The sequence below is a fragment of the Collinsella sp. AF33-16 genome (genome assembly GCF_003475325.1).
In the GTDB taxonomy this organism is placed as follows: domain Bacteria; phylum Actinomycetota; class Coriobacteriia; order Coriobacteriales; family Coriobacteriaceae; genus Collinsella.
This window is the reverse complement of sequence record NZ_QRQC01000017.1, coordinates 29,931-55,479: the sequence shown is the minus strand read 5'-3', so window position 1 is coordinate 55,479 and position 25,549 is coordinate 29,931. Positions and strand designations below refer to the sequence as shown.

At 58.7% G+C, this 25,549-nt stretch carries 17 protein-coding genes, 1 tRNA gene and 3 rRNA genes; all 21 read left to right on the top strand.

Going from position 1 to position 25,549, the window contains the following annotated elements; genetic code table 11:
• Positions 1–222: 222 nt before the first annotated feature.
• The 21 genes from purB (at position 223) to tsaD (ending at position 25,450) form a co-directional block, all read left to right on the top strand.
• The gene (gene purB, locus DWZ52_RS07560) at positions 223–1,569 is read left to right on the top strand and encodes an adenylosuccinate lyase (protein ID WP_118385247.1); all 1,347 of its coding nucleotides are present in this window, start codon (positions 223–225) and stop codon (positions 1,567–1,569) included.
• A 141-nt stretch (positions 1,570–1,710) separates the two neighbouring features.
• A complete protein-coding gene (locus tag DWZ52_RS07555) occupies positions 1,711–2,547 on the top strand; it encodes an ABC transporter substrate-binding protein (RefSeq protein WP_158551316.1) in 837 nt (278 codons plus the stop codon).
• On the top strand, positions 2,544–4,343 hold the full coding sequence (locus DWZ52_RS07550) for a GGDEF domain-containing protein (protein WP_117637909.1): 1,800 nt from the start codon (positions 2,544–2,546) through the stop codon (positions 4,341–4,343). Before DWZ52_RS07555 ends, DWZ52_RS07550 begins: the two co-directional genes overlap by 4 nt.
• Before the next feature lie 113 nt (positions 4,344–4,456).
• Positions 4,457–4,720: a TIGR03905 family TSCPD domain-containing protein gene (locus tag DWZ52_RS07545; RefSeq protein WP_089572560.1), complete on the top strand. Its 264-nt coding sequence runs from the start codon at positions 4,457–4,459 to the stop codon at positions 4,718–4,720.
• The gene (locus DWZ52_RS07540; protein ID WP_118385246.1) at positions 4,720–5,931 is read left to right on the top strand and encodes a twin-arginine translocation signal domain-containing protein; all 1,212 of its coding nucleotides are present in this window, start codon (positions 4,720–4,722) and stop codon (positions 5,929–5,931) included. The genes DWZ52_RS07545 and DWZ52_RS07540 overlap by 1 nt, the downstream gene beginning before the upstream one ends.
• A 153-nt stretch (positions 5,932–6,084) precedes the next feature.
• Complete coding sequence (locus DWZ52_RS07535; RefSeq protein WP_006236208.1) at positions 6,085–6,807, top strand: response regulator transcription factor; 723 nt, start codon at positions 6,085–6,087, stop codon at positions 6,805–6,807.
• A gap of 131 nt (positions 6,808–6,938) precedes the next feature.
• Positions 6,939–8,384, top strand: coding sequence for an ATP-binding protein (locus DWZ52_RS07530; protein ID WP_370448278.1), 1,446 nt, complete (start codon positions 6,939–6,941; stop codon positions 8,382–8,384).
• 118 nt (positions 8,385–8,502) lie between these two features.
• Positions 8,503–9,381 carry a phosphoribosylaminoimidazolesuccinocarboxamide synthase gene (locus DWZ52_RS07525; RefSeq protein WP_035136481.1) on the top strand — a complete coding sequence of 293 codons (879 nt, stop codon included), beginning with the start codon at positions 8,503–8,505 and terminating at the stop codon, positions 9,379–9,381.
• Entirely contained in the window at positions 9,382–9,957 is a 576-nt protein-coding gene (locus DWZ52_RS07520; protein WP_118385244.1) for a hypothetical protein, read from the top strand. It abuts the gene before it with no gap.
• An 89-nt stretch (positions 9,958–10,046) separates the two neighbouring features.
• On the top strand, positions 10,047–11,327 hold the full coding sequence (locus DWZ52_RS07515; RefSeq protein ID WP_118385243.1) for an aminopeptidase: 1,281 nt from the start codon (positions 10,047–10,049) through the stop codon (positions 11,325–11,327).
• Positions 11,328–11,355: 28 nt separating this feature from the next.
• A tRNA-Lys gene (locus tag DWZ52_RS07510) sits at positions 11,356–11,428 on the top strand.
• A gap of 199 nt (positions 11,429–11,627) precedes the next feature.
• Positions 11,628–12,425, top strand: coding sequence for a TraX family protein (locus DWZ52_RS07505; protein ID WP_118385242.1), 798 nt, complete (start codon positions 11,628–11,630; stop codon positions 12,423–12,425).
• Between the two features lie 885 nt (positions 12,426–13,310).
• A 16S ribosomal RNA gene (locus DWZ52_RS07500) occupies positions 13,311–14,816 on the top strand.
• A gap of 398 nt (positions 14,817–15,214) precedes the next feature.
• Positions 15,215–18,187: ribosomal RNA gene (locus DWZ52_RS07495) — 23S ribosomal RNA — on the top strand.
• A 146-nt stretch (positions 18,188–18,333) separates the two neighbouring features.
• A 5S ribosomal RNA gene (gene rrf, locus DWZ52_RS07490) occupies positions 18,334–18,449 on the top strand.
• The 16S, 23S and 5S rRNA genes sit together here, the layout of an rRNA operon.
• A 177-nt stretch (positions 18,450–18,626) precedes the next feature.
• Positions 18,627–19,166, top strand: coding sequence for a holo-ACP synthase (acpS, locus tag DWZ52_RS07485; RefSeq protein WP_117565045.1), 540 nt, complete (start codon positions 18,627–18,629; stop codon positions 19,164–19,166).
• Positions 19,167–20,783 carry an NAD(P)H-hydrate dehydratase gene (locus tag DWZ52_RS07480; RefSeq protein WP_082435564.1) on the top strand — a complete coding sequence of 539 codons (1,617 nt, stop codon included), beginning with the start codon at positions 19,167–19,169 and terminating at the stop codon, positions 20,781–20,783.
• 2 nt (positions 20,784–20,785) lie between these two features.
• Positions 20,786–21,931 carry an alanine racemase gene (alr, locus tag DWZ52_RS07475; protein WP_117565043.1) on the top strand — a complete coding sequence of 382 codons (1,146 nt, stop codon included), beginning with the start codon at positions 20,786–20,788 and terminating at the stop codon, positions 21,929–21,931.
• Positions 21,932–21,939: 8 nt separating this feature from the next.
• The gene (locus DWZ52_RS07470) at positions 21,940–22,560 is read left to right on the top strand and encodes a uracil-DNA glycosylase (RefSeq protein WP_117565042.1); all 621 of its coding nucleotides are present in this window, start codon (positions 21,940–21,942) and stop codon (positions 22,558–22,560) included.
• Between the two features lie 12 nt (positions 22,561–22,572).
• A complete protein-coding gene (tsaE, locus tag DWZ52_RS07465; protein WP_089573670.1) occupies positions 22,573–23,079 on the top strand; it encodes a tRNA (adenosine(37)-N6)-threonylcarbamoyltransferase complex ATPase subunit type 1 TsaE in 507 nt (168 codons plus the stop codon).
• Complete coding sequence (tsaD, locus tag DWZ52_RS07460) at positions 23,066–25,450, top strand: tRNA (adenosine(37)-N6)-threonylcarbamoyltransferase complex transferase subunit TsaD (RefSeq protein ID WP_118385241.1); 2,385 nt, start codon at positions 23,066–23,068, stop codon at positions 25,448–25,450. Before tsaE ends, tsaD begins: the two co-directional genes overlap by 14 nt.
• The last annotated feature ends 99 nt before the right edge of the window (positions 25,451–25,549 follow it).

The following is a 25,549-nucleotide window of genomic DNA, read 5'->3' as shown; positions in this document are numbered from 1 at the left end:
AGACCTTGGGACGGCCAATTCAACAAAGTCTTCCCCATCGTCTCCGTGAATCCGAGGAGATCGACCGCAGCCGGTGCGGATTTGCGAAGCAAATACGCGGATGTCCCCATGCCCGCTCCAATTCCAAAATGTTAGGTTCATGCCTGCTGCCCATACTTGCACCTGCGCACGGTACAATGGTTGGGTTACGACCAACGTGCCAATAACCAAAAAGGAGCCGCTATGATCGATCGCTATACCCGCCCGGAGATGGGACACATCTTCTCCCTCGAGAACAAGTACGCCATTTGGCAGGAGATCGAGGTTCTGGCCTGCGAGGCCCAGGCGGAGCTCGGTAAGATCGGTATTTCCAAAGACGAGGCCCAGTGGATCCGCGATCATGCCAACTTTGAGAAGGCAAAGGTCGATGAGATCGAGGAGGTCACGCGCCACGATGTCATCGCCTTCCTGACCAACATGAAGGAGTACATCGACGCCGATGTTCCCGAGGGCGACCCCAAGCCCAGCCGCTGGGTTCACTACGGTATGACCAGCTCCGACCTGGGTGATACTGCTCTGTGCTATCAGCTTACTCAGGCGTGTGACCTGATTATCGAGGACGTCAAGAAGCTCGGCGTGATCTGCAAGCGCCGCGCCTTCGAGGAGCGCAATACGCTTTGCGCTGGCCGCACCCATGGCATCCATGCTGAGCCGATGACCTTCGGCATGAAGTTTGGCTCTTGGGCATGGGAACTCAAGCGCGACCTTGATCGTCTTGAGGATGCTCGCAAGAACGTTGCCTTCGGTGCCATCTCCGGTGCCGTCGGCACCTACAGCTCCATCGAGCCGTTCGTCGAGGAGTACGTCTGTGAGCACCTGGGTCTGGTTCACGACCCGCTGTCCACGCAGGTCATCAGCCGCGATCACCACGCCTATCTTGCCGGCGTGCTTGCCACTACAGCGGCCACCTGCGAGCGCATCGCGACCGAGGTCCGCAACCTGCAGAAGACCGATACACTCGAGGCCGAGGAGCCCTTCCGCAAGGGCCAAAAGGGCAGCTCCGCCATGCCACACAAGCGCAACCCCATCACCATGGAGAAGGTCTGCGGTCTGTCGCGCGTCGTGAAGTCCAACGCCCAGGTCGCCTTCGACAACGTCGCCCTGTGGCACGAGCGCGACATTTCGCACTCTTCCGCCGAGCGTGTCGCCCAGGCCGATAGCTTCATCGCGCTTGACCATATGTTCCAGTGCCTCATTCGCGTTATCGACGGCCTGCAGCTGTATCCGGCCCGCATGATGGCCAATCTCAACAAGACCCGCGGCCTCATCTTCTCCTCCAAGGTCCTGCTTGCCCTCGTCGATACGGGTATCACCCGCGAGGATGCGTACTCCATTGTGCAGGAGAACGCCATGGCCACCTGGCACGAGGTGCAGGATTGTGTCTCTGGCCCCACCTTTAAGGAGCGTCTCGAGGCCGATCCGCGCTGCACCGTCAGCCAGGAGAAGCTCGACGAGATTTTTGATCCGTGGGACTTCCTCACCCGCATCGATACGGTCTTCGATCGCCTGGAGCAGCTGAGCTTCGAGTAGGGTTAACCTAATTCGACCGCTTGCGGATGCATTTCAACCTTTGGCGCCTTGCCCGTCTTGGGCGAGGCGCTTTTTTTACTGTCGCATATGCGCCCGGGTAATAAAATGAACTCCGACTGCTGTTTCGATGAAAGGGGGCACGTGCCCAGACGCATCAAGCGGGCCACCATCGTCTCGTTTACGCTCATACTCCTTGTTGCCGTCTGTGCGGGCGCCCTGACGTATACCGTTCGAAGCAGTTCTTCCTCCTCGAATGAAGCCGATAGAGATCTCCCGGTGCTCAAAATCGGCGTTACGGATAACGACCCCTATGTGTATGTCGATACCACGGGCGATTACGCCGGTATCGATATCGACATCGCCCGCGAGGCCTGCAAGCGTGCGGGGCTCAAGCCACAGTTTGTCGATATTGACTGGAACGATCGCGACCGGCTGCTCAAAAACGGTGATATCGATTGCCTGTGGTGTGACTATTCTCCCTGTTATCGCGAGGATAAGTATTACTGGACCGAGCCGTATCTAACCGTGACGGTCTCGGTTGCCGCCAAGAAAACGAGTGGCATCAAGTCCTTGGCACATCTCGATGGAAGTAAGACCATTGCGGTGATTGCGGGTTCGGTGAGTGAACGCCGATTGCTTGCGGGGGATCTGGGGGTCTCGTCGGACGTTCAAATCAAATCATATGGCTCTGCCGAACTCTGCAAAGCCGCTCTAGTCAAAGGGTACGTTGACTGCTGGATGGCGGATGTCCAGTCGCTTGACCGACTCGTTGCTCAGTATCCCGGCGTTTACCGTGTGTTTGCCGACAATGTTATGACGGTTGACCTGGGCGTCGCGTTTGATGACAGCTATGAAGGATCGGTCGTAAAGGATCTCAATACCGCGCTGTTCGACATGGATCGAGATGGCACGATTGACCGTATTGTGGGCAATTACAAGACAGGAGCGACGACGGGCGGGCAAGGAGGAAATTCATGACAACTGATGAGCACCGCTTGAGTCGAAAGACTCTGAACGTCATAGCTGCCAGCGTTATTGTCAGCGCCGTCTTGTTAGGCCTGTTGTATACGGTTGGAACCCATCGCTGCCTCGAAAAAACGCTTGGGTTTGGCCAAGAAACCATGGTGTTTTTGGAGAACGCTTGCGAAAAATATGACCGCTACGAACAGGGGAGAAAAACCGAGGCGACGCACGATTTGCTCGCCGCGGTCGAATCGTTTGTGACGTTCCTGTCCTCTGATCGCGTTGAGGTTAACGACGATCTTATCGAGCAATTTGTCCATGCCGAGAACCTTTCGGGGCTGATGGTCATGGACTCCGATGGCCATATGGCTGCCCACTACGACATCGATGGTCGCGATCCGCTCATGTTGTGGCGAGATGAGTTGGCCTGTTCGCCGGTCGCATCGATGTATCAAGGTTCCAAAGTGACCTACTCAACTGTCGATGAGCGCCGTGGTGTCGTTTTTGCCGTCTGTGCTGTTCCGTATGGCGACGGCGTTGCCCTGGCATACCGCTCACTTGTTTCCGATACGGCGGACGACTATTCATATGCCATAGCCGACGTGCTTTCGAACAGTACCTTCCACCAGGGTCCCACGGTGCTTGTTATGGAGGATGCGGAGATTGTCTCATCCAACAGTGCCGATGCTGACGTGTCGCTCGCCCGACTCCTCACCAGCGTAGGAGTTGAGTGGAAAGACGACGGCCTGACGCGCATCGAATATCGAGGAGACGAATGGTATGCCGTGCGTGCGGCATATAAGGACTACCGCCTGTTTGCGCTATATCCCAAATCTGAGGTCATGTCTGACAGGATTTCATTTGTCGCCGTCGGCGTCTTGGTGTGTCTTGCGTTTTGGGTCGTGGTGCTGTTGGCTCGAAATATCGTTGACCACCGCAATTTGGTCGAAAAGGATAAACAGCTCGGCATTATCAATGCCATAAGCGCCATCTACGATTCGACCTTCCTTTTGCATCTCGACACCCTCGAGATCGAGGGGATCAATATGTCGCCGGCGATAGCGAAAATATTTGCCGAGCACAGCGAGGCATATGACTTTATGGACACGGTCTGCCGGGATATCGTGAGCCCCGAAAGCCGCGAAGCGGTTGTGGGACTCGTAGATATAAGTTCGCTTCGTGAACGTATGGAGGGCGTACCGTACTTGGCTGCCGAGGTGCGAGATTGTCGAGGCGCTTGGTACTCGCTACAGGTTGTCCCCCAGCATCGCGATGAGCAAGGCCGGCTGGAGTCGGTCGTCGTGGCGACGCACAACATATCGATGGTCAAGCATGCCGAGGAGCTGTCATATCAAGACAAACTGACGGGGCTTCGCAACCGCAACTATCTTGAATCGCGCGGAGATAGCCTGGTAAACGAGGACTTGCCCGTGAGCGTGATTATGTTGGACTGCAATTATCTCAAGCGGACCAACGACATCTATGGTCACGAGATGGGGGATGAACTGCTGCGACGGACGGCGTCCGTGCTGCGGCGGGTGGCTGGTGCGGATTATCTGCCGATGCGCCTTGGCGGCGACGAGTTTTTGCTGGTTTGCCCCCATACTGACAACGAGTCTGCGCTCGGGCTGGAACAGGATCTTCGTCTCGGTCTTGCCGCGGTAAGCGATGAGGTCCTGACGGTCAGCGCATCGATTGGCGTGGCGACCGTCGAGACGGCTGGAAATACGCTGGCCGATGTATATCGTGTCGCCGACCACAATATGTATCGGGAGAAGCGCACGGTCCACGCACAGGGTGCGGACTGCTAATCTTGCCCCCGCGAGTCCATGCATCGTAGGATGTTGAATCGGTGCTTGCGATAATAAGTCGGCCCAGGCGGGGATAATAGACGTCTGAAATTTCTTTCTGAGAGGGGATCTCAATGATTAGTTTTGACTACAAGCCGCAGGGTGTATGCTCTCGCAATATTCACCTCAATCTCTCTGACGATGGCAGCAAGGTGCTGGGCGTTGAGTTTACCGGCGGTTGTGACGGCAATCTCAAGGCTATCTCTAAGCTGGTCGAGGGTGCTCCTGCCGATCGTGTAATCGAGGTTCTCGCTGGTAATACCTGCGGTATGAAAAAGACCTCCTGCGCCGACCAGCTTACACGCGCTATCGAGGCCGCTCGCGCCGAGATCGCCTAATGGGTATCGCCGACCACGTCAAGAACGGAATATCGCGCCGCGGCTTTGTGCTCGGAGGGGCTGCCGCGGGCGCTGCCACAGTGCTTGCCGGATGCTCGAAAAAAACGGGCACCAGCGATGATGCCGCCGGCGAGCCGCAGGTTATCAAGGACGATTCCAAAATCATCTCGATTACGGATGAGTACGAGGCAGTCGACATCGATCTTGAGCCGGCGGCGTCGTGGACGCTGCCTCTGGGTACGCTGCTGTACTACTGCGACGGCGATTACGCCGCGGCGATGATGGCGCCTGCTTCTGCCCTGCATGCCAATACGCTTGGTGTGCTCAACCTGGGCGATGGCTCGCTTACCACACTTATCGAGGATCCCGTTGAGGGAACCGGTTATGCGTTTTACGACGTTCGCGCGGGTGATGGCGTGTTCGCGTGGGTCGAGATGAACTTTGCCAATGCGTCTTGGAAACTCTATGCGCAAAACCTTGCAGGCTCCTCCCTTACCGGCAACGCTGTCGAGCTCGATCGCGGTGGCGAAAATTACGATCCGCCGCTCTTCACAGCGTATGGGTCGTCGGTCATCTGGTATAAGATGCCCTCGTCCGGCGGCAGCAAGACGAGTAACGATTCGTACTGCTACCGTCAGTCGCCCAGCGAGTCCAAGCCTGAGACTATTTGGAAGTCGACGGGCCGCTTCGCATCCGCCCCGCGTGTGAGCGACGGCATCCTGACCATCTCGCCCCGCGTGCACAATGATGAGGGCGTCTATTACGGTATGACGGCGATCGACCTGACTGACGGCAACAATACGAAGCGAGCTCAGCTGGTGCTTCCTTCGTCGGTTTCGCCTTTCGAGGCCGTGTATATGGGCGACACCTTCGTGTTCTCCATTGAGGCGACGTATAACGGTGTGGGTAGCCTGGGCAATATGGGCACCTATATCGGTAACGAGGGCGGTCCATACCTCTTCCTTTCGCGTGAGCCGCTCGCGTGCGTTGCGGGAAGGAAAAATAAATACCTGGTTAAAGTCCAGGCGTCGCATTTTTTGATTGACACTTCGGCTAAGACCTACGGCTCGCTTCTGTCGCCCGACCGAGCCCTGGAGTATGGCGATTATCCAGCTACGGCGGGAAAATCGGACTCATTCCTTACGTACGCCACGGTGCGCAACAGCCAGGGTATACCAGAGACGGTCACCGCACGCCTATTCTCTCTTTAAGCTTAGAGGGGTTAAAAAGGCGCCAACAGGGGAATAAGCGCGTTGTAATTGTGAGTACCGCCCGCCGAGCTGCCGCGTCATAGTGGCATCCGGCGGGTTCAGGTGCGTTAAAATGGGCTTGTTCTTAGCTAATTGAGACAGGGGGGCCGTGTTATGGCTTCAGATGCAAAAAAGATTCTGCTGGTCGAGGATGAGAAGGCAATCCGTGACGCCGTCGCTGCCTATCTCGAGCGCGAAGGCTACTGGGTTGTGGGCGTCGGCGACGGCCAGTCCGCGATCGAGGAGTTCGAGAAGCATCAGTTTGACCTGGTCGTGCTCGACCTTATGCTCCCCAAGATCCCCGGCGAGCGCGTTTGCCGCACCATTCGCGATACCTCGGATGTCCCCATCATCATGCTGACGGCTAAGGGCGAGATCGAGGACCGTATTATCGGTCTTGAGCTCGGCGCCGACGACTATCTGATTAAGCCGTTCTCGCCGCGCGAGCTTGTCGCGCGCGTACGCGCCTTGTTCCGCCGTGCCCATCAGGCCGACGAGCCAGCCGTCGAGGTACTCGACTTCGGCGATCTGGTCATCGATATCTCGGGCCACAAGATTTTGGTCGAGGGCAAGGAAGTCGATCTGACGGCTTCCGAGTTTAAGCTGCTCACCACGCTTGCCCGCCATCCCGGCCGTGTGTATAACCGCATGGAGCTGGTCGAGAAAGTGCTCGGGTATGACTTTGAGGGTTACGAGCGCACCATCGACAGCCACGTGAAGAACCTTCGCGCCAAGCTGGGCGATGATCCCAAGAAGCCCAAGTGGCTCTACACCGTCCATGGTGTCGGCTATCGCTTCGAGGCTCCGGCCAAGACCGATAAGTCGGACGAGAAATAGGGAAATCACATATGACACCTGCGCGCTTTGAAATCGGACAAAAGCACAAGCAGGAGAGCGAGGCGGGTTCCAAGGCTAGTTGGAACACGCCTCGTTCCGATTCACGGCCAACGATGAGCTATCCCTCGCGCATGGCACTTGCTTTTGCTCTGACATCGCTCATGACGGTATTGGTGCTGGTGGGTGTTGTCTCCGTTGTGTGGGGCACGGTCTTTTCGGATTACACACGCTCCAATATCGTAGAAATCGCAAATTCCGCTGCCGAGAAGTTGGCAACCTCATATGAGGAAAACGGCTCTTGGACCGCGGGGGAACTGCGCACGGTTGCAACGTCGAGTTTGGTTTCCGACGATCTGGGTATGCAGGTCGTCAATAAAAAGGGCGTGATCGTTTATGACGATTCCTGGCCCTCGGCAAGCGCCACCGCCGATGTACGCGAAAACCAGGCTACGACCGACGAAACGAGCGGCAAGAGGGCATCGCATAGCCCGGTCTCGTCTGCTCCAACCGACTCCGATAGCGTTGCTAACGTCGAAATCATAACGTCTTCCGGCGAGCATGTCGGACAAGTAAAGCTGTGGGCCATCGGCTCCGACGCTCTGCTCACCAAGGCGGACTCTGCGTTTAGGGAGAAGACCTTTAACGCCATGGCCCTCGCCGCAGTTGTTGCAATCTGCATTTCGGTCGTTATCGGATCGCTCGTGTCGCGCATGCTCACCAAGCCGATTCACCGTATTACCAGCACGGCCAAGCAAATTCGCGATGGCGATCTGTCTGCTCGTACGGGCTTGCGCGGCGATGACGAGATTGATCAGCTGGGTGAGACCTTCGATGAGATGGCCACTTCGCTCGAGAAGGACATGAAACACGAGAAGCGCCTGACCTCAGACGTTGCACACGAGCTTCGCACGCCGCTTATGGCCATGCTCGCAACGGTCGAGGCCATGCAAGACGGCGTGTACCCCACCGACGACGAGCACCTGGAGACGGTCGCTTCCGAGACGCGTCGCCTGGCTCGTCTGGTGCAGCAGATGCTCGACCTGTCGCGCATGGAAAACAGCACGGCTCCGCTCAACCTTGAGCCGGTGGACATGGTTCCTTTCGTGCGTTCCATCGTCAATGCCCAGGAGCGCCTGTTTGTCGACCGCGATCTGCGCCTGCGTTTTGCGGACGAGACCCAGGGTCACGACGATGTCGTCGAAGCCGATCCCGACATGATCACGCAATGCGTCATCAACCTCATGAGCAACGCCATGCGCTACACCCCCGAGGGCGGTTGGGTCGTGGTGTCGGTGCTCAGTGACCGCAAGCATGTCAGTATTGCCGTTTCGGATACCGGTATCGGTATTGCCAAGGACGATCTGTCGCGCATCTTCGGGCGGTTTTGGCGCGCCGATGCCAGCCGCGCCCGCGAAGCTGGTGGCCTGGGCGTTGGCCTCGCCGTGACCAAGCAGATCGTCGAGCGTCACCATGGCTACATATCAGTGGAGTCGGAGCTTGGAAAGGGTACGACTTTTACAATTCATCTGCCCCGCGAGCACACGGCAGACGCGGCATCTACTACAATGGAGCACTAGCTTTTCGCTATTCGGTGAAGGAGGGGCTGCGTCCCTGCCGCTCCGAGTTTGCGAAAACATGCGGGAAAGAACCCGCATTTCTGTCGTATTTAGGTAAGGAGTGACTCACGTGACAACGATGGAGCGTCGTCCGGATTCCCGTGGCAAGGTTCGTGATATCTACGATGCCGGTGAAAACCTGCTGATGGTCGCCACCGACCGCATTTCTGCGTTCGACTTCATTCTTCCCGACGAGATTCCGTTTAAGGGAGAGGTGCTCAATCGCATCTCGGCATTCTGGTTCGATAAGTTTGCCGACATCGTCCCCAACCATCTCGTTTCCATCGACCCGGCGGATTTCCCCGAGGAGTTTGCCGAGTATCGTGACTATCTCGCTGGCCGCGCCATGCTGGTTAAGAAGGCCCAGACGATTCCTATCGAGTGCATCGTCCGCGGCTATCTGACCGGTTCGGGCAAGAAGACCTACGACGAGAACGGCACCGTCTGCGGCATCCAGCTGCCTGAGGGCCTGACCGAGGCTTCCAAGCTTCCTGAGCCGCTGTTCACGCCGTCCACGAAGGCCGAGATCGGTGACCACGACGAGAACATCTCGTTCGAGCGTTGCTGCGAGATCGTGGGCGAGGACATCGCCACGCAGATTCGCGACCTTTCCCTCAAGATCTACAAGGCCGCTGCCGAGTACGCCGCGACCCGTGGCATCATCATTGCCGACACCAAGTTCGAGTTTGGTGTTATTGATGGCAAGGTCACGCTGATCGACGAGTGCCTCACGCCCGACTCCAGCCGTTTCTGGCCTGCTGCCAGCTACGAGGAGGGCAAGATCCAGCCTAGCTACGACAAGCAATTCGTCCGCAATTGGCTCAAGGCCAACTGGGATATGACGGGGGAGACCCCGCACCTGCCCGCCGAGGTCATCGATGGCACGTCCGAGCGCTATCGCGAGGCCTTCCAGATCATCACGGGCTCCCAGTTCACAAGCATGAAGGAGAACGCATAAGTGAGTACCCGTAGCGCCACGAACAAGCGCACGCAATCCCACGAAGTTACCGGGGTTGCGCGCAAGTCTGCCGCATCTGCTAAGCCCGCCCGCCAAGCAGCGGGCTCCGTTCGCGTCGTGCCGGCTTCGTCTAAGGCACGCCGCAAAGAGCTCGAGAAGGGCGAGAACCTCGAGGGCCTCTCTAAAGAGGAGAAGCGCGCCCGCAAGGCTAAGCAGCGCGCCAAGGAGGACCGCATCTATACGGTGTCGAATATCCTCCTCAAGCAGGACGAGGACTACACCAAGCGCCGTCGCATCTGGTGGATTGTGCTCGCCATTGGCATGGTGCTCGTCGTGGCAATTTGGGCCTCGCTGTACTTCGCTCCCGCTGGCATGGTGTCCAGCCCTGTCCAGATGGTCGGCATCGTTTTGTCCTATGTCATCATCCTAGGTGACTTTATCTACGACTTCGCTCGTATTCGTCCCTTGCGCAACATGTACCGCGCGCAGGCCGAGGGCATGTCCGAGAACAAGCTCAACGCTCTTATCGAGCGCGCAGCTGCCGAGGAGGACAAGAAGGACTCCAAGAAGAAGTAGCGTTTGCATACATACTTATCGCTAAGATATAAGGCGCGTCGTTTTTGCGGCGCGCCTTTTTACTGTTCTATAGATAGATGGAGTGGCACATGATTCGAGCTGCCCTGACGGTCGAAGAGGCTCTGGAGAGCATGAAGGCCTTGGAGCCCAAGATTAAAAACTACGCGCGCCTAGTCGTCCGCAAGGGCGTAAACGTTAAGCCCGGCCAGGAGGTCGTCGTTCAGTCTCCGGTCGAGTGCGCGCCGTTTGCGCGCGTGGTGGTCGCGGAGGCCTATGCTGCCGGCGCCGGCCACGTGACGGTCATCTGGGCCGATGATACCGTGACGAGGCTCACGTACGAGCATGTCGAGAAAGGCTATTTTGAGCAGACGCCCGAGTGGAAGCGCATGCAGCTGGATTCCTTGGCCCAGGATGGTGCCTGCTTTGTCTTTATCGAGGGTGCGGATCCTGCGGCCCTCAAGGGCATCGATCCAGCCAAGCCAGCCGCGGCATCCAAGGCGAGGAATACGCAGTGCAAAGTTTTCCGCCGTGGACTGGATTACAACATCAATCCGTGGTGCATCGCCGGCGCTCCGGTCGTGGCTTGGGCGCACGAGGTGTTCCCGGGAGACGCCGATGAGGTTGCAATCTATAAGCTGTGGAATGCGATTCTGCACACCGCGCGCGCCGATGGCCAGGACCCAGAGAGCGACTGGGAACTCCATGACGCCGCATTCGAAAAGAACCTGCGTTTTCTGAACGACAATCGTTTCGACTACCTGCATTACACCGCGGCAAATGGAACCGATCTGACGATTGGCATGACGAAAGGTCACGAGTGGGCCGGCGGCAAGGGCAAGACGCCCGAAGGGCACCCCTTCTTCCCCAACATTCCCACCGAGGAAGTCTTCACTTCGCCCGATCGCATGCGCGCCGACGGTATCGTGTACTCGGCCATGCCGCTCATCCACCACGGCAATAAAGTCGACGATTTTTGGATTAAGTTCGAGGGCGGCCGCGTAGTGGACTACGATGCCCGCGTGGGCAAGGCGACGCTTGCGAGCATTATTGACACCGATGAAGGCGCCGCTCATCTGGGTGAGGTCGCGCTCATTTCCAAGAACACGCCGATCCGCGAAAGTGGTGTTCTGTTCTACGATACGCTCTATGACGAGAACGCTAGCTGCCATCTCGCGCTAGGTGTCGGTTTCCCCGAATGCATCGAGGGTGGGTATGACATGTCCAAGGAGGAGCTCCTGGAGCATGGCGTTAACGTCTCGAGCACGCACGTCGATTTTATGATCGGCACGGACGACATCGATATTACGGGCATTACGCCTGATGGACGTGAAGTTGTGATTTTCCAGAACGGTCAATGGAGTTGGGAATAGTCCCAGACCGTGGTACAATGCCACCCGCGGGCCGTTAGCTCAGCTGGCAGAGCAGGGGACTTTTAATCCCAAGGTCCAGGGTTCGAACCCCTGACGGCCCACCCAAAGATTGTTGAGACGGTCAACTTCGGTTGGCCGTCTTTTTTGTCGCCTTTTCATGGGTTCGAACCCGTCGGGGCGCGGAGCTGAGTAAACGCGTGAGCGTTTGCCAGCGCAGCGCGCAAGGCGCGAAAGCGCCGCAGCGGCCGCCTGCGGAGCAGGCTGAACCCCTGACGGCCCACCCAAAGAAAGGAAAACGAAATGAAAACAGATAGATGCGGAATTAGCGGCAGCACATTAAAGATAATAGCAGCCATTTCGATGGTTCTCGATCATGTAAGCAGGATCGTCCTGACCGATGGAATCATGACTCACGCATCGTACAATCAGATATCAGACGAACAGTGGGCGATTCTAAGCGAGGCTTCGGATGTGCTTCATGTTCTTGGCAGAATTGCATTTCCCTTATTTTGCTTTTTGATAGTTGAGGGATTTTTGCATACTCATGACATAAAGAGGTACCTGCGAAATATGCTTGTCTTCGCAATCATTGCGGAACCCATATACGATTTCGTTCAAACCGGGCAACTATTTGACCTTCGGCAACAAAATGTTATGTGTGAGCTCCTGCTTTGCTTGGTCTTTTTGATTATTCTGGAAAAGATACAAAGTCTTTCAAAATGGAAAAGGTACATCGCAGAAACTGCTCTGATTGTTTTGACAGCACTGGCAGCTGAATACACTAAACTAGATGGCGGTGTGTATGGCATTCTGCTTGTGGCTGCATTCTATTTATTCCACGACAGCAAGGTCAAGATGTTCTTTGCTGCAGCGTGCGCAGTGCTCCTTTCGTCATGCCATATAGTTGGCGGCGGATTTGAGTTTGCTACAGCAAATGTATTTAATCCTGATGTTGCTGCTGCGGTCGTTTCGTTGCTGCTGATCAATCTTTATAATGGCAAGCGAGGGCTGAACCTGAAATATTTCTTCTACATTTTCTATCCGGCACATCTTGCTCTGCTTTATGGTGTCTCACTTATTGTTTTGAACTGTCTTTAAAAACTCTCAAACAAGTCTCTGAAAACGGAAACAAACTGACTCTAAGACTGCTTGTGAATTTCCGGAAGACCTGAGAGATGCGAGGATGGGCAACGAGGGCTGCAGAGAGATGCTTCTCAGTTCTCTGGCGGATCGCACGTATCTGTATGAGGATCACTTCCACACACTCATTAATAACAGTGATAAACACGGCAGATCCTCAAAACATGAGGCCGTGGAGGTCGAACGATGCTTCGAAAGCATGAATGGCAGCGAGAAAATGAGTTCGGAAGCGCCCTCTGGATGATCCAGCATAGAATAGAAAGCGATCGGCTCCGGCTGGTCGCTTTTTTGTTGCCGCGCCACGGGTTCGAACCCGAACTTCTCTATATATAAGAACGCTTGGCGAACAAAACCTGCCTTTTACCGACGGGAAAGAAATAGCTGATGCTTTTGGAGTAAAGTGGCGCTCCAGAGATGACCGATGCCTTAACACCTATAAACCAGCTGGTCATCGCCAATATCAGAAGCCAATGCTTCAGTTCTAACCTCAGTGATGCGACTGAGGGACCTATTCATTTGTGAACAAAATATGGAGTGCGCGATTCCCGTCCCCGGCGCCCCTCGGGTCTGGCAATATATCTCCTTGCCGCGCGGCCCGGTCGGACCGGATCAGCCGCCAGGCGTGCACCTTGAGAACCGGATACTGCGAGGATGGACACATTCAGTGTCGCATCCGGGCAGACATCGAACCATTTGAAATGGTCTAACTTGGATTTGTTTTTCGCAAGGCCGCCGAGAGGCGGCCCCGAGAAATTCCTTTTCCTATACTAAAACCATATGAATCGAACGGAACCGATCAGCTAATAGTTGTGAGGACCGGACGGGCTCGAAGCCCATACATTTTGGACGGAGAGTTCGATCCTGGCTCAGGATGAACGCTGGCGGCGCGCCTAACACATGCAAGTCGAACGGCACCCCTCTCCGGAGGGAAGCGAGTGGCGAACGGCTGAGTAACACGTGGAGAACCTGCCCCCTCCCCCGGGATAGCCGCCCGAAAGGACGGGTAATACCGGATACCCCGGGGTGCCGCATGGCACCCCGGCTAAAGCCCCGACGGGAGGGGATGGCTCCGCGGCCCATCAGGTAGACGGCGGGGTGACGGCCCACCGTGCCGACAACGGGTAGCCGGGTTGAGAGACCGACCGGCCAGATTGGGACTGAGACACGGCCCAGACTCCTACGGGAGGCAGCAGTGGGGAATCTTGCGCAATGGGGGGAACCCTGACGCAGCGACGCCGCGTGCGGGACGGAGGCCTTCGGGTCGTAAACCGCTTTCAGCAGGGAAGAGTCAAGACTGTACCTGCAGAAGAAGCCCCGGCTAACTACGTGCCAGCAGCCGCGGTAATACGTAGGGGGCGAGCGTTATCCGGATTCATTGGGCGTAAAGCGCGCGTAGGCGGCCCGGCAGGCCGGGGGTCGAAGCGGGGGGCTCAACCCCCCGAAGCCCCCGGAACCTCCGCGGCTTGGGTCCGGTAGGGGAGGGTGGAACACCCGGTGTAGCGGTGGAATGCGCAGATATCGGGTGGAACACCGGTGGCGAAGGCGGCCCTCTGGGCCGAGACCGACGCTGAGGCGCGAAAGCTGGGGGAGCGAACAGGATTAGATACCCTGGTAGTCCCAGCCGTAAACGATGGACGCTAGGTGTGGGGGGACGATCCCCCCGTGCCGCAGCCAACGCATTAAGCGTCCCGCCTGGGGAGTACGGCCGCAAGGCTAAAACTCAAAGGAATTGACGGGGGCCCGCACAAGCAGCGGAGCATGTGGCTTAATTCGAAGCAACGCGAAGAACCTTACCAGGGCTTGACATATGGGTGAAGCGGGGGAGACCCCGTGGCCGAGAGGAGCCCATACAGGTGGTGCATGGCTGTCGTCAGCTCGTGTCGTGAGATGTTGGGTTAAGTCCCGCAACGAGCGCAACCCCCGCCGCGTGTTGCCATCGGGTGATGCCGGGAACCCACGCGGGACCGCCGCCGTCAAGGCGGAGGAGGGCGGGGACGACGTCAAGTCATCATGCCCCTTATGCCCTGGGCTGCACACGTGCTACAATGGCCGGTACAGAGGGATGCCACCCCGCGAGGGGGAGCGGATCCCGGAAAGCCGGCCCCAGTTCGGATTGGGGGCTGCAACCCGCCCCCATGAAGTCGGAGTTGCTAGTAATCGCGGATCAGCATGCCGCGGTGAATGCGTTCCCGGGCCTTGTACACACCGCCCGTCACACCACCCGAGTCGTCTGCACCCGAAGTCGCCGGCCCAACCGCAAGGGGGGAGGCGCCGAAGGTGTGGAGGGTGAGGGGGGTGAAGTCGTAACAAGGTAGCCGTACCGGAAGGTGCGGCTGGATCACCTCCTTTCTAGGGAGATACATTCTTAGAGAGATCAACTTAACTCGAATAGAGGGCAGGAGCCCGTCCGGTAGATGTCCGCCAGGATAAGTCCCCGCAGCACCCGGTCCCCGGGGTCGCACCCGCGTACCTTGAGAGCCGCATAGCGATAGGAGAGAGATGGAAGATCATTCTTCCAGACTCGATTCTTTTCTGCGATTTAAAGACAGAATGATAGCAATCATTCATCCGATCCAAACAAGAAGAATTCACTTATAAATGAGTGAGGAGCATCTGATCGCGAGCACAGTGAAGACACTGTGCCGCGGTATGAGATACCCGAATTGCGACATACGAGCGCTATTCATGATATCGATTAATTGACTTAATTAGCGACACGTGGATATCCCGCGGGCCCGAGAGCGGTCCCGCAAGATACCACGGGCGCACGGCGGATGCCTTGGCACAGGGAGCCGATGAAGGACGCGGCAAGCTGCGATAATCCCCGGCGAGGAGCACACATCCTTCGACCCGGGGGTCTCCGAATGGGCGAACCCATCCACAGAGGTGTGGATATCCCGACCCCGAACACATAGGGGCCGGGAGGACAACCCGGGGAACTGAAACATCTAAGTACCCGGAGGAGAGGAAATCAATCTCGAGACTCCCCGAGTAGCGGCGAGCGAAAGGGGACCGATGGCCAAACCGTCGAGCGGGCATACCCGGCAGGGGTTCCGCCGACGGGGTTGCAGGGCCGCGCATCCGGGGGCTGCCGCCCCCGGGCGCAGGTCCGGCTGGGGAGCGGAACGGCATGGGAGGGCCGGCCGCAGCGGGTGACAGCCCCGTACGCGAACCCAGACCGGACGGCGCGACGCGGTCCCTGAGTAGGGCCGGGCACGTGAAACCCGGTCCGAACCTGGGTGGACCACCATCCAAGCCTGAGTACTACCCTGTGACCGATAGCGCACCAGTACCGTGAGGGAAAGGTGAAAAGCACCCCGGGAGGGGAGTGAAACAGTACCTGAAACCGTGCGCCCACGAGCAGTCGGAGCACCTATACGGTGTGACGGCGTGCCTTTTGTAGAATGAGCCAGCGAGTCGCTGGCGCGGGGCGAGGTTAACCGAAAGGGAGCCGGAGCGAAAGCGAGCCTTAACAGGGCGACTTGAGTCCCGCGCCGCGGACGCGAAGCCGGGTGAGCTATCCGTGGGCAGGCTGAAGCGGGGGTAAGACCCCGTGGAGGGCCGAACGCACGTCGGTTGAAAACGGCGGCGATGACCTGCGGATAGGGGTGAAAGGCCAATCAAACCCGGAGATATCTCGTTCTCCCCGAAATAGCTTTAGGGCTAGCGTCGCGCGTTCACCGCCGGAGGTAGAGCACCGGATGGACGAGGGGGCTTCGCCGCCTACCGAATCCAACCGAACTCCGAATGCCGGCGGCCCAGAGCGCGGCAGTCAGAGCATGTGGGCTAAGCTGTGTGCTCGAGAGGGAAACAGCCCGGACCGCCCGCTAAGGTCCCCAAGTTCCAGCCGAGTGGCAAAGGATGTGCGTCCGCCCAGACAACCAGGATGTTGGCTTAGAAGCAGCCATCCATTCAAAGAGTGCGTAACAGCTCACTGGTCGAGTGGACATGCGCCGACAATACACGGGGCTAAGCTGGACACCGAAGCGGCGGGATTTTGATTTTCAGAATCGGTAGGGGAGCTTCCCATGGGCGGCGAAGCCGCCGGGCGACCGGCGGTGGAGCGCATGGGAGTGAGAATGCTGGCATGAGTAGCGAGAGACGAGAGAGTAACTCGTCCGCCGTGAACCCGAGGTTTCCTGGGCAAGGCTAATCCTCCCAGGGTCAGTCGGGGGCTAAGGCGAGGCCGGGAGGCGTAGCCGACGCGCAGCAGGCAGACATTCCTGCACCGCGCACGCGGCGCTACGACCGACGGGGCGACGGATGGGGGTGGCTCGGCGGGGTTCTGGACGTCCCCGTGATGGAGCGCGGCCCGCGGACCAGGGAAATCCGGTCCGCACGAGGGCGAGGCTCCGGACGAAGCGATCAAGCGAAGCGAGTGAGCCCGAGGTCCCTAGAAAAACCCCTAGGCAGGCGCGTGCGCGCCCGTACCGCAAACCGACACAGGTGGGTGGGTAGAACATACCGAGGCGATCGGGTCAACCATGGTCAAGGAACTCGGCACAATGGCCCCGTAACTTCGGGAGAAGGGGTGCCCGCGCGTACGTGAACGGACTTGCTCCGGGAGCGGAGGCGGGCCGCAGTGGAGAGGCCCAAGCGACTGTTTACCAAAAACACAGGACTCTGCAGAAGCCGCAAGGCGACGTATAGGGTCTGACGCCTGCCCGGTGCCGGAAGGTCACGCGGAGGAGTTAGCCGCAAGGCGAAGCCCCGAAGCCAAGCCCCGGTAAACGGCGGCCGTAACTATAACGGTCCTAAGGTAGCGAAATTCCTTGTCGGGTAAGTTCCGACCTGCACGAAAGGCGCAACGACTTGGGCGCTGTCTCGACCATGGACCCGGTGAAATTGCACTGGTCGTGAAGATGCGACTTACCCGCGGAAGGACGGAGAGACCCCGTGAACCTTCACTGCAGCTTGGCATTGGCCGCTGGTCCCGCGTGTAGAGGATAGGCAGGAGGCATCGATCCGGAGGCGCCAGCCCCCGGGGAGCCGCCCTTGGAATACTGCCCTCGCGCGACCGGCGTCCTAACCCGAGGCCGTCGACCGGCTCGGGGACCGTGCCAGGCGGGCAGTTTGACTGGGGCGGTCGCCTCCTAAAGGGTAACGGAGGCGCGCGAAGGTCCGCTCGGGACGGTCGGCAACCGTCCTTTTGAATGCAAGAGTACAAGCGGGCTTGACTGCGAGGCCCACAAGCCGAGCAGGTGCGAAAGCAGGCTCTAGTGATCCGGCGGCCCCGAGTGGGTGGGCCGTCGCTCAACGGATAAAAGGTACTCCGGGGATAACAGGCTGATCTTGCCCAAGAGTCCACATCGACGGCAAGGTTTGGCACCTCGATGTCGGCTCATCGCATCCTGGGGCTGGAGCAGGTCCCAAGGGTACGGCTGTTCGCCGTTTAAAGCGGTACGCGAGCTGGGTTCAGAACGTCGTGAGACAGTTCGGTCCCTATCCTCCGTGGGCGCAGGAGAATCGATGGAGGCTGCCCCCAGTACGAGAGGACCGGGGTGGACGCACCTCCGGTGAACCGGTTGTCGACCAACGGCACGGCCGGGTAGCCGCGTGCGGCGCGGATAACCGCTGAAGGCATCTAAGCGGGAAGCCGTTCCAGGGATTAGTTCTCCTTCCGGTAAGGGCCCAGGTAGACTACCTGGTCGATAGACGGCAGGTGCAAGGCTGGCGACAGCCTCAGCCGAGCCGCACTAATCGCCCGAGCTCTTCCGGAACCGCACCTCGCGGCCCGCGGGACCCAGCGCTCATGCGCGCGGTCCGGGCACGAGGATGCCCCCGAGTCACCTCCCCTATGCGCCATGCGGCCCCCAGGGCACGTAGATGAGACCCAGGACACCGTAACGGTGGGCGCCGCCCACCGGTCAGCGGCCAGAGCATGGGGGGCACGCCCGGTCCCGTTCCGAACCCGGAAGCTAAGCCCCATCGCGCCGAGAGTACTGCGGGGCCAGCCCGTGGGAGGCCAGGGCGCCGCTGACCGGTGGACGGCACCGAGCCGTACGCTTGACTTGAAGAAGGGGGAGGCCTCGCGGCCTCCCCCTTTCTTGCGTTTACGGGCAATTTGTCTCACATAGTAGCTGTGTTTTATAACCCTCGTTTGTCGCATCTTCTGTGAACGGGCTACAATAACTTAGTCTGTGCGATATGGAGGTGAACATGGCTGAAGCTGGTATCGGCGTTGATATCGTCGAGATTTCCCGCATGAAATCAATTCTTGAAAAGACGCCGTCGTTTGCTCGGCGTGTGTTTACCGAAGAAGAGCGTGCGTATTGCGATGCATCATCGCGTCCCGCTGCTCACTATGCGAGCCGCTTTGCTTCGCGCGAGGCGGTGCTTAAAGCTCTCGGCACGGGTTTTAGTCAAGGCGTGGGTCGCAAGGATGTTTCGGTGACGCGTGATAAACTCGGCAAACCGAGGGCGCTGCTTTCGGGCCGTGCTCTCGAGATCGCTCAAGAACTGGGTGTTGTTGAGGTCGCTCTTTCCATTACGATTACGGGAGACTTGGCCGTTGCGAATGCCATCGCGATTACCGAAGATGCTCGGCCTAAGCCAAAAGATGAAAAGGTGAGCACCAAGAAACGCGTTGCGCAGACATTTAAAGAGGCTCGCTCTGTATTAGATGAGCTCGAGCAGCTGCAGAATTCAGCATTGACGGAGCACCTGGGCGATGCTTCGCAAGATACGCTAGGAGCATAGATGAAACCGGTTTTGAGTACCGAAGAAGTCGTTCGTCTCGAGGATATCATCGAACGCGAAGGAACTTCGAAGGCCGAGCTTATGGAGCTAGCGGGTGAGTTTGCCGCTAACGAGGTCTTGAAGCTCAATCCCGATCGGGTTCTCGTTTTGGTCGGTTTTGGTAATAATGGCGGCGACGGTTGGGTTGCCGCCGATATCCTGAGCCATAAGGGTGTGGACGTGGATATCGTTTCTCCGGTTGAACCGGATGAGATTCCTGCTGCTCTGGCACGTCACGTTGCTCGTCGTACTGCCGGCCGCGATGTGCACGTTTGCGTCGGCCCCTCGCGTGATGAACTCGAGGTTTTGATCGATAAGGCCGATGTTGTTGTCGATGCCATTTTTGGTACCGGTTTCCACGGGAATCTGCGTGCGCCGTTCTCCATTTGGATTCCTACGGTCAATGAATGCGCCGATTGTGTCGTATCCATTGATGTCCCCTCGGGCCTGAATGCCGAGACGGGCGTTGTTGATGACGACTGCATTCGTGCCGAGCGCACGGTGACGATGATTGCGCCCAAGATTGGTCTGTATAGCGCTGATGGTCCTGAGTATGCCGGCGATTTGATCTGCGGCAATCTTTACGACCGTCTTGACGAGGTCATCGATGATGTCGACCACGCCGCCGAGATTGTCGAGCCCGGTGACTTAGTTGATTACTTTGCTCCGCTACCATCGAATATCGATAAGTATTCCCGTGGCTCCGTGCTTATTGTCGCCGGATCAGCGCAATATCCTGGTGCTGCCATTATGGCGGCCAAGTCTGCAGCTCGCGCGGGTGCTGGTTACGTGGCAGTCGCGGCTCCTGACGCCTGCGCCAATCTCATTCGCATGGCACTTCCTTCGATTCCGGTCTTTGCTATTCCGTCTGATTCCCGCGGCTCCTTTGGCGCCGCTGCGCGCATGACGGTGTGCGAGATCGCAAAGAAGTACAGCTGCGTGCTGTGCGGTCCCGGTATGACGACGTCTGCCGGCGCTATGCAGGTGGTTTCGGGCTTGCTCGAGCTTGATGTACCGCTAATTTTGGACGCCGATGCACTCAACTGCCTTGCTAAGATTGCCATTGACGGTATTGATAGTAACCCCGAGATGTATCGTCGCGAGCAGCCGTTGGTTATGACACCGCACTATCGTGAGCTTTCGCGTCTGGTTGCCGGTGACGAGGTGAACGACCTTGGTACCGCGATTGCGGCCGCGCAGAAGGTTGTCTGGGCTGCAGGCTCCGACAATCTGGTGGTCATTGCCAAGGGGCCGACGACGGCTATCTGTGGCGTTGAGCGTGTGCTGCTGCCGCTCTCGGGTCCGGCTTCTCTGGCAACTGCCGGTTCGGGTGATGTTCTCGCGGGTATTTTGGCCGGCACGCTTGCCACCATGCGCGACGAGATGGATCGTTGGGAGTTGCTGTATTCGTACGCCGTCGCACTTCACAGCTACGCCGGTTTTGCCGCGGCGACGGAGTATGGTGAGAAGAGCGTCATCGCGACCGATCTTATCGACTTGATCGGTCCTGCCATGGAGCTGGCGGCAAAGGATGCGCTCGAAGATCTGGGAATCATGGACGAAGGGTCGGATGACTAATCATGAATAAAGCCGATTTGACGCGCTGGTCCTGGGTCGAGATCGACCGCGGGGCGCTCCGTCGCAACACGAGGGCCTATAAGAACTTGCTGAATCCGCGTCAGCGCCTGTGCTGCGTGGTCAAGGCCGATGCTTATGGTCATGGAGCTGTTGAGTGCGCCAAGATCATGTATTCGGCCGGTGCCGACATGTTTGCCGTGGCGACGGTTAACGAGGGCGTTGAGCTCCGACAGGGCGGGATTACGAAACCCGTCCTCATCCTAAGCGAGCCGCCTATCGAGGCTATTCCGACGTTGCTCGAGTTTGATATCATGCCCTCGGTCTATACGTCTGACTTTGCTCTTGCGTATGGCGAATGTGCCGTCGCGGCGGGCAAGGTGGGCAAGTACCATCTTGCCATCGAGACGGGCATGAATCGTATCGGCGTTCACTACACACAGGTGCTCGACTTTGTCCGCGGCATCAGCTTCCATCGCGGTATTCAGTGCGACGGCGTATTTACGCACTTTGCCACGGCCGATGAACCTTCGGGTTGGGACTACAAGCTGCAGTGCCAGCGTTTTACCGAGGCCGTTCAGGCCATTAAGGACGCAGGTTTTGAATGCGGTATCGTGCATTGTGCCAATACGCCGTCCTCGATGCTCGATTCTTCAATGCACTTTGACATGATTCGTGCCGGCATCGGTTTGTATGGTCTGCAGCCATGTGAGCTGAGTGGTCGTGTGATGCAGCTTGATCCCGTCATGAGCGTCCACGCGCGTGTGACGCGCGTGGCGCATCCTGCGATGGGCGAGGGCGTGGGCTACGGCTTTACCTACCGCGTACCGCGCACGCGCGTTCAGATCTGCACCCTTCCGATCGGTTATGCCGATGGCCTTTCGCGTACGCTTTCCAATCGTATGGATGTGCTGTATCGCGGCGAGCGCGTGCATCAGGTTGGCAATATCTGCATGGATCAGTTTATGGTCGCCATTCAGTCCAACCCGGCGCATGAGATTCCCGAGGCCGAGTATGGTGACGAGATGATCATTGTCGGCTGCGATGGAGATGCCGAGATTACCATGGACGAGATGGCGCGCCTACGCGGCACGATTAACTACGAGGTCGCTTGCGGCTTTGGTATGCGTCTCGACAAGGTCTACGTGTAGGAGTCGCTATGGGCGTCATGCACATTCCCGGCCATAGCCATCAGGCGCCGCGTGAGGTCGCACTCGAGGAGATCGAGGCCGTTCTGGGCGATTGTCACCTTTGCCAGCTTTACCAGTCGCGCCACAACATCGTGTTTGGCGTGGGAAACCCCCGCGCTCGCGTGATGTTTATTGGCGAGGCGCCGGGCCGTAATGAGGATTTGCAGGGCGAGCCCTTTGTGGGGGCGGCAGGCGAGGACCTCAACGGCATTTTGTCGCTGGCGGGGCTCAAACGCGAAGACGTCTACATTGCCAACGTGCTTAAGTGCCGCCCGCCGGGAAACCGCAATCCGCGCCCCGAGGAAGTGCTGGCTTGCTCACCGTTTTTGCGCGAGCAGATTCGAAGCATCTGGCCCGATATCATCGTGACGCTCGGCAACCCCGCAACGCACTTTGTGCTCAAGACCGAGATCGGCATTACCAAGCTGCGCGGCAGGTTCCATCAGATGGGGCACTTTGTGGTGATGCCCACTTTCCATCCGGCAGCAGCGCTACGCAATCCAGCGTGGCAGGAGCTGCTGGAGGAAGACTTTAAGATGCTGGGCGACTATCTGGGGCGACATCCCGCACCAGAGGACGCCTCGGAATAATAAGGAGCATATATGTCCCTGGAGCGCCTGGGGGTAGGTACTTACAAAACGACTTGCGCTGCCGATACGGAGTACTTTGGCGAGCTAATTGCACCGTGCCTTGAGGACGGAGATGTGCTCATCCTGACCGGTGGCCTGGGAGTGGGCAAAACTCACTTTACCAAGGGCGTCTCGCGCGGGCTGGGCGATGGGCATATGGTTACGAGTCCTACGTTTGCGCTCATGGCCGTTCACGATCAAGGTCGTATTCCGCTGTTTCACTTTGATCTATACCGCCTGGAGCATGCCTACGAGCTCGAGGATACGGGCATTTTCGATGTGCTGGGCTATGAGGGTGCTTGCCTGCTGGAATGGGGCGAACAATTCCAGGACGAGCTGACGGATGAGTATCTTTCGGTGACGCTCAGGCGTGATGAGGGCGACAGCGATGTGCGAACGATAACGCTTGAGGCGCACGGTGACCGCGCAATGGAGCTTTCCCATTTGATTGATAAGGCTGTACAAGATGAGCTTGCATAACGACAACGCGCTGGTGGTGGCGCTCGATACCTCGACCGACATGCTTGCCTGCGCGGCAAGCTGGATTGATGGGCAGACGGGTGAGACGAAGCTCGTGAGTGGCGACCACATGTGTCGCCGTCACGCCAACGTTGAGCTCGTGAATACCGTTGATGGCGTGCTGGCTCAAGCCGGTCTGGATCGCAGCGATGTTGGTTGCTATGTGGTCGGCCGCGGCCCGGGGTCCTTTACGGGTGTGCGCATCGGCATCTCCACTGCCAAGGGCCTCGCGCGTGGTGCCAATGTTCCGCTGCTGGGCGTGTCGACGCTCGACGCTTGCGCTTGGACGGCGTGGAAGGCTGGCGTGCGCGGCAAGCTTGGTATCTTGGCCGATGCTATGCGCGGTGAGGTATATCCGGCGCTGTATATGCTGGTCGATGAGGGTCCCGAGCGTCAATTTGAGCGCGAAAACGTGGTCAAGGCCGCCGTGGCGCTCGATGAGTGGCGCCAAGCAGCGGACTGGGGCCAGGTTCAGCTGACCGGTGACGGTCTCGTGCGCTATGGCAAGCTGCTGGGTGAGGACGAGGCCGCCCGCTGCGTGGAGCGCGACCTGTGGTGGCCTTCGGGCGAGGGCTTGCTGCTCGCGCACGCTGCGGGTGACGGCGATCCGGCCCGCGTCCTGCCGATTTACACGCGCCTTTCGGATGCCGAGGAAAACGAGCGCAAGCGTCTTGGTCTTGCCGAGAGTGCGCAGAGCGAAATTACGGGTGTTGCCGATGAGCTCGCCGGTCGTCATCTGCAGTTCCGTCCCATGGGCGCGGCGGATGCCGAGGGCGCGAGCGCGCTGGAGGCTGCCTGCTTTGAAGGTGCCGGACACGAGACATGGACGCCGGGCATGTTCCTGTCCGAACTGGGCGAGGACGTCGCTGCGCCGCGTAGTTGGTGGGTGGCACACGACGACGGCAAGCTGCTGGGCCTTGCCGGCGGTATGGTCGTGGACGGTGATGTGCAGATTCTGGATGTCGCCGTCGACCCGGCACATCGCCGTGAGGGCATTGCCCGCAAGCTGCTGTCGCACGTGAGCTATGATGCCCAGATGCTCGGCTGCACCACGGCTTCGCTCGAGGTCGAGGACGGTAACGAGGGAGCGATCGCGCTTTATAACGCTCTGGGCTTTACCGAGGCTGGCCGTCGCCGCGGCTACTATGGTGCCGGCAAGGACGCCATCGTCATGACGGCTCCGCTGCCCCTGGTGCTTCCGGTCGACAATGCTTCGCCCGAGCCGACGGCGGCAGAGCAGCGCGTATGGCCGCTGCCTGCGCCTGGGCGCTCCGAGGGGGAGCGTGCCGAAATTGAGCGCCGCCGCCTAGTGCTCGCTATCGAGAGTTCCTGCGACGAGACGGCCGTGGCGATTATCGATGCGGATGGCAATATGCTGGCCAACCAGGTGTCGACACAGATTGATTTTCATGCCCGCTTTGGCGGCGTGGTGCCCGAGATCGCCTCGCGCAAACACGTTGAGGTGATTGTGAGTGTCGTGGATGCGGCGCTCGAGGATGCCGCAGCATCGCTTGGTCTTGAGGGTGGAGCCATCGCGCCGAGCGAACTCGCCGCTGTTGGCGTGACACAGGGTCCGGGCCTGGTGGGTGCTCTGGTAGTGGGCGTCGCCTTCGCCAAGGGCTTTGCCTATGCCGCCGGTAAACCGCTCGTGTGCGTCAACCATCTGGAGGGCCATCTGTTCGCCAATCTGCTGGCGCAGCCCGATCTCAGGCCGCCGTTTATCTTCACGCTCGTCTCGGGCGGTCATACCATGCTCGTGCACGTGAAGGCATGGGGCGACTACGAGGTACTTGGTGAGACACTCGACGATGCTGTGGGCGAGGCCTTCGACAAGGTAGCCAAGGCGTTGGGTCTGGGCTATCCCGGTGGCCCCATCATCTCCAAGCTGGCCGAGACGGGCAACCCCAAGGCGATCGATTTTCCTCGCGCGCTTAACAGCAGGGGAGACTATCGTTTCTCGCTTTCGGGTCTTAAAACGGCCGTGACGCTCTACATCGAGCAGGAGACCAAGGCCGGGCGCACGATTCACCTGCCCGATCTGGCGGCTTCGTTTGAGGCAGCCGTCTTTGACGTTCAGTACAAGAAGGCCAAAAACGCCCTGCATGCCACCGGATGCAAGGAATACTGCATCGGCGGCGGCGTCTCGGCTAATCCGCATCTGCGCGAGATGATGATCAAGAAGCTTGGGCGTCAGGGGATCCGCGTGACGGTACCGCCGCTTTCGGCGTGCACCGATAACGCTGCCATGATCGCGGAGGTCGCCCGCCGTAAATTCGACCGAGGTGAAATCTCGCCGTTCGACGTCGACGCCGATCCAAACATGACGCTGTAGCTGGTACGGCGCGGTCCCCGGACGGAGGGGCCGGATATAAGGTTTCCTGCTCTACAGTCCTGCGCAAGACGAAGGCCACATTAAGTGGCCTTCTTTGCG

Excerpts from the sequence above, each read along its gene's own strand:
- DWZ52_RS07480 (WP_082435564.1), top strand. The coding sequence starts at position 19,167 with ATGAAACCGGTTTTGAGTACCGAAGAAGTCGTTCGTCTCGAGGATATC.
- alr (WP_117565043.1), top strand. The coding sequence starts at position 20,786 with ATGAATAAAGCCGATTTGACGCGCTGGTCCTGGGTCGAGATCGACCGC.
- DWZ52_RS07535 (WP_006236208.1), top strand. The coding sequence starts at position 6,085 with ATGGCTTCAGATGCAAAAAAGATTCTGCTGGTCGAGGATGAGAAGGCA.
- DWZ52_RS07540 (WP_118385246.1), top strand. The coding sequence starts at position 4,720 with ATGGGTATCGCCGACCACGTCAAGAACGGAATATCGCGCCGCGGCTTT.
- DWZ52_RS07545 (WP_089572560.1), top strand. The coding sequence starts at position 4,457 with ATGATTAGTTTTGACTACAAGCCGCAGGGTGTATGCTCTCGCAATATT.
- purB (WP_118385247.1), top strand. The coding sequence starts at position 223 with ATGATCGATCGCTATACCCGCCCGGAGATGGGACACATCTTCTCCCTC.
- tsaE (WP_089573670.1), top strand. The coding sequence starts at position 22,573 with ATGTCCCTGGAGCGCCTGGGGGTAGGTACTTACAAAACGACTTGCGCT.
- DWZ52_RS07470 (WP_117565042.1), top strand. The coding sequence starts at position 21,940 with ATGGGCGTCATGCACATTCCCGGCCATAGCCATCAGGCGCCGCGTGAG.
- tsaD (WP_118385241.1), top strand. The coding sequence starts at position 23,066 with ATGAGCTTGCATAACGACAACGCGCTGGTGGTGGCGCTCGATACCTCG.
- DWZ52_RS07525 (WP_035136481.1), top strand. The coding sequence starts at position 8,503 with ATGGAGCGTCGTCCGGATTCCCGTGGCAAGGTTCGTGATATCTACGAT.
- DWZ52_RS07530 (WP_370448278.1), top strand. The coding sequence starts at position 6,939 with ATGGCACTTGCTTTTGCTCTGACATCGCTCATGACGGTATTGGTGCTG.
- DWZ52_RS07550 (WP_117637909.1), top strand. The coding sequence starts at position 2,544 with ATGACAACTGATGAGCACCGCTTGAGTCGAAAGACTCTGAACGTCATA.
- DWZ52_RS07515 (WP_118385243.1), top strand. The coding sequence starts at position 10,047 with ATGATTCGAGCTGCCCTGACGGTCGAAGAGGCTCTGGAGAGCATGAAG.
- acpS (WP_117565045.1), top strand. The coding sequence starts at position 18,627 with ATGGCTGAAGCTGGTATCGGCGTTGATATCGTCGAGATTTCCCGCATG.
- DWZ52_RS07505 (WP_118385242.1), top strand. The coding sequence starts at position 11,628 with ATGAAAACAGATAGATGCGGAATTAGCGGCAGCACATTAAAGATAATA.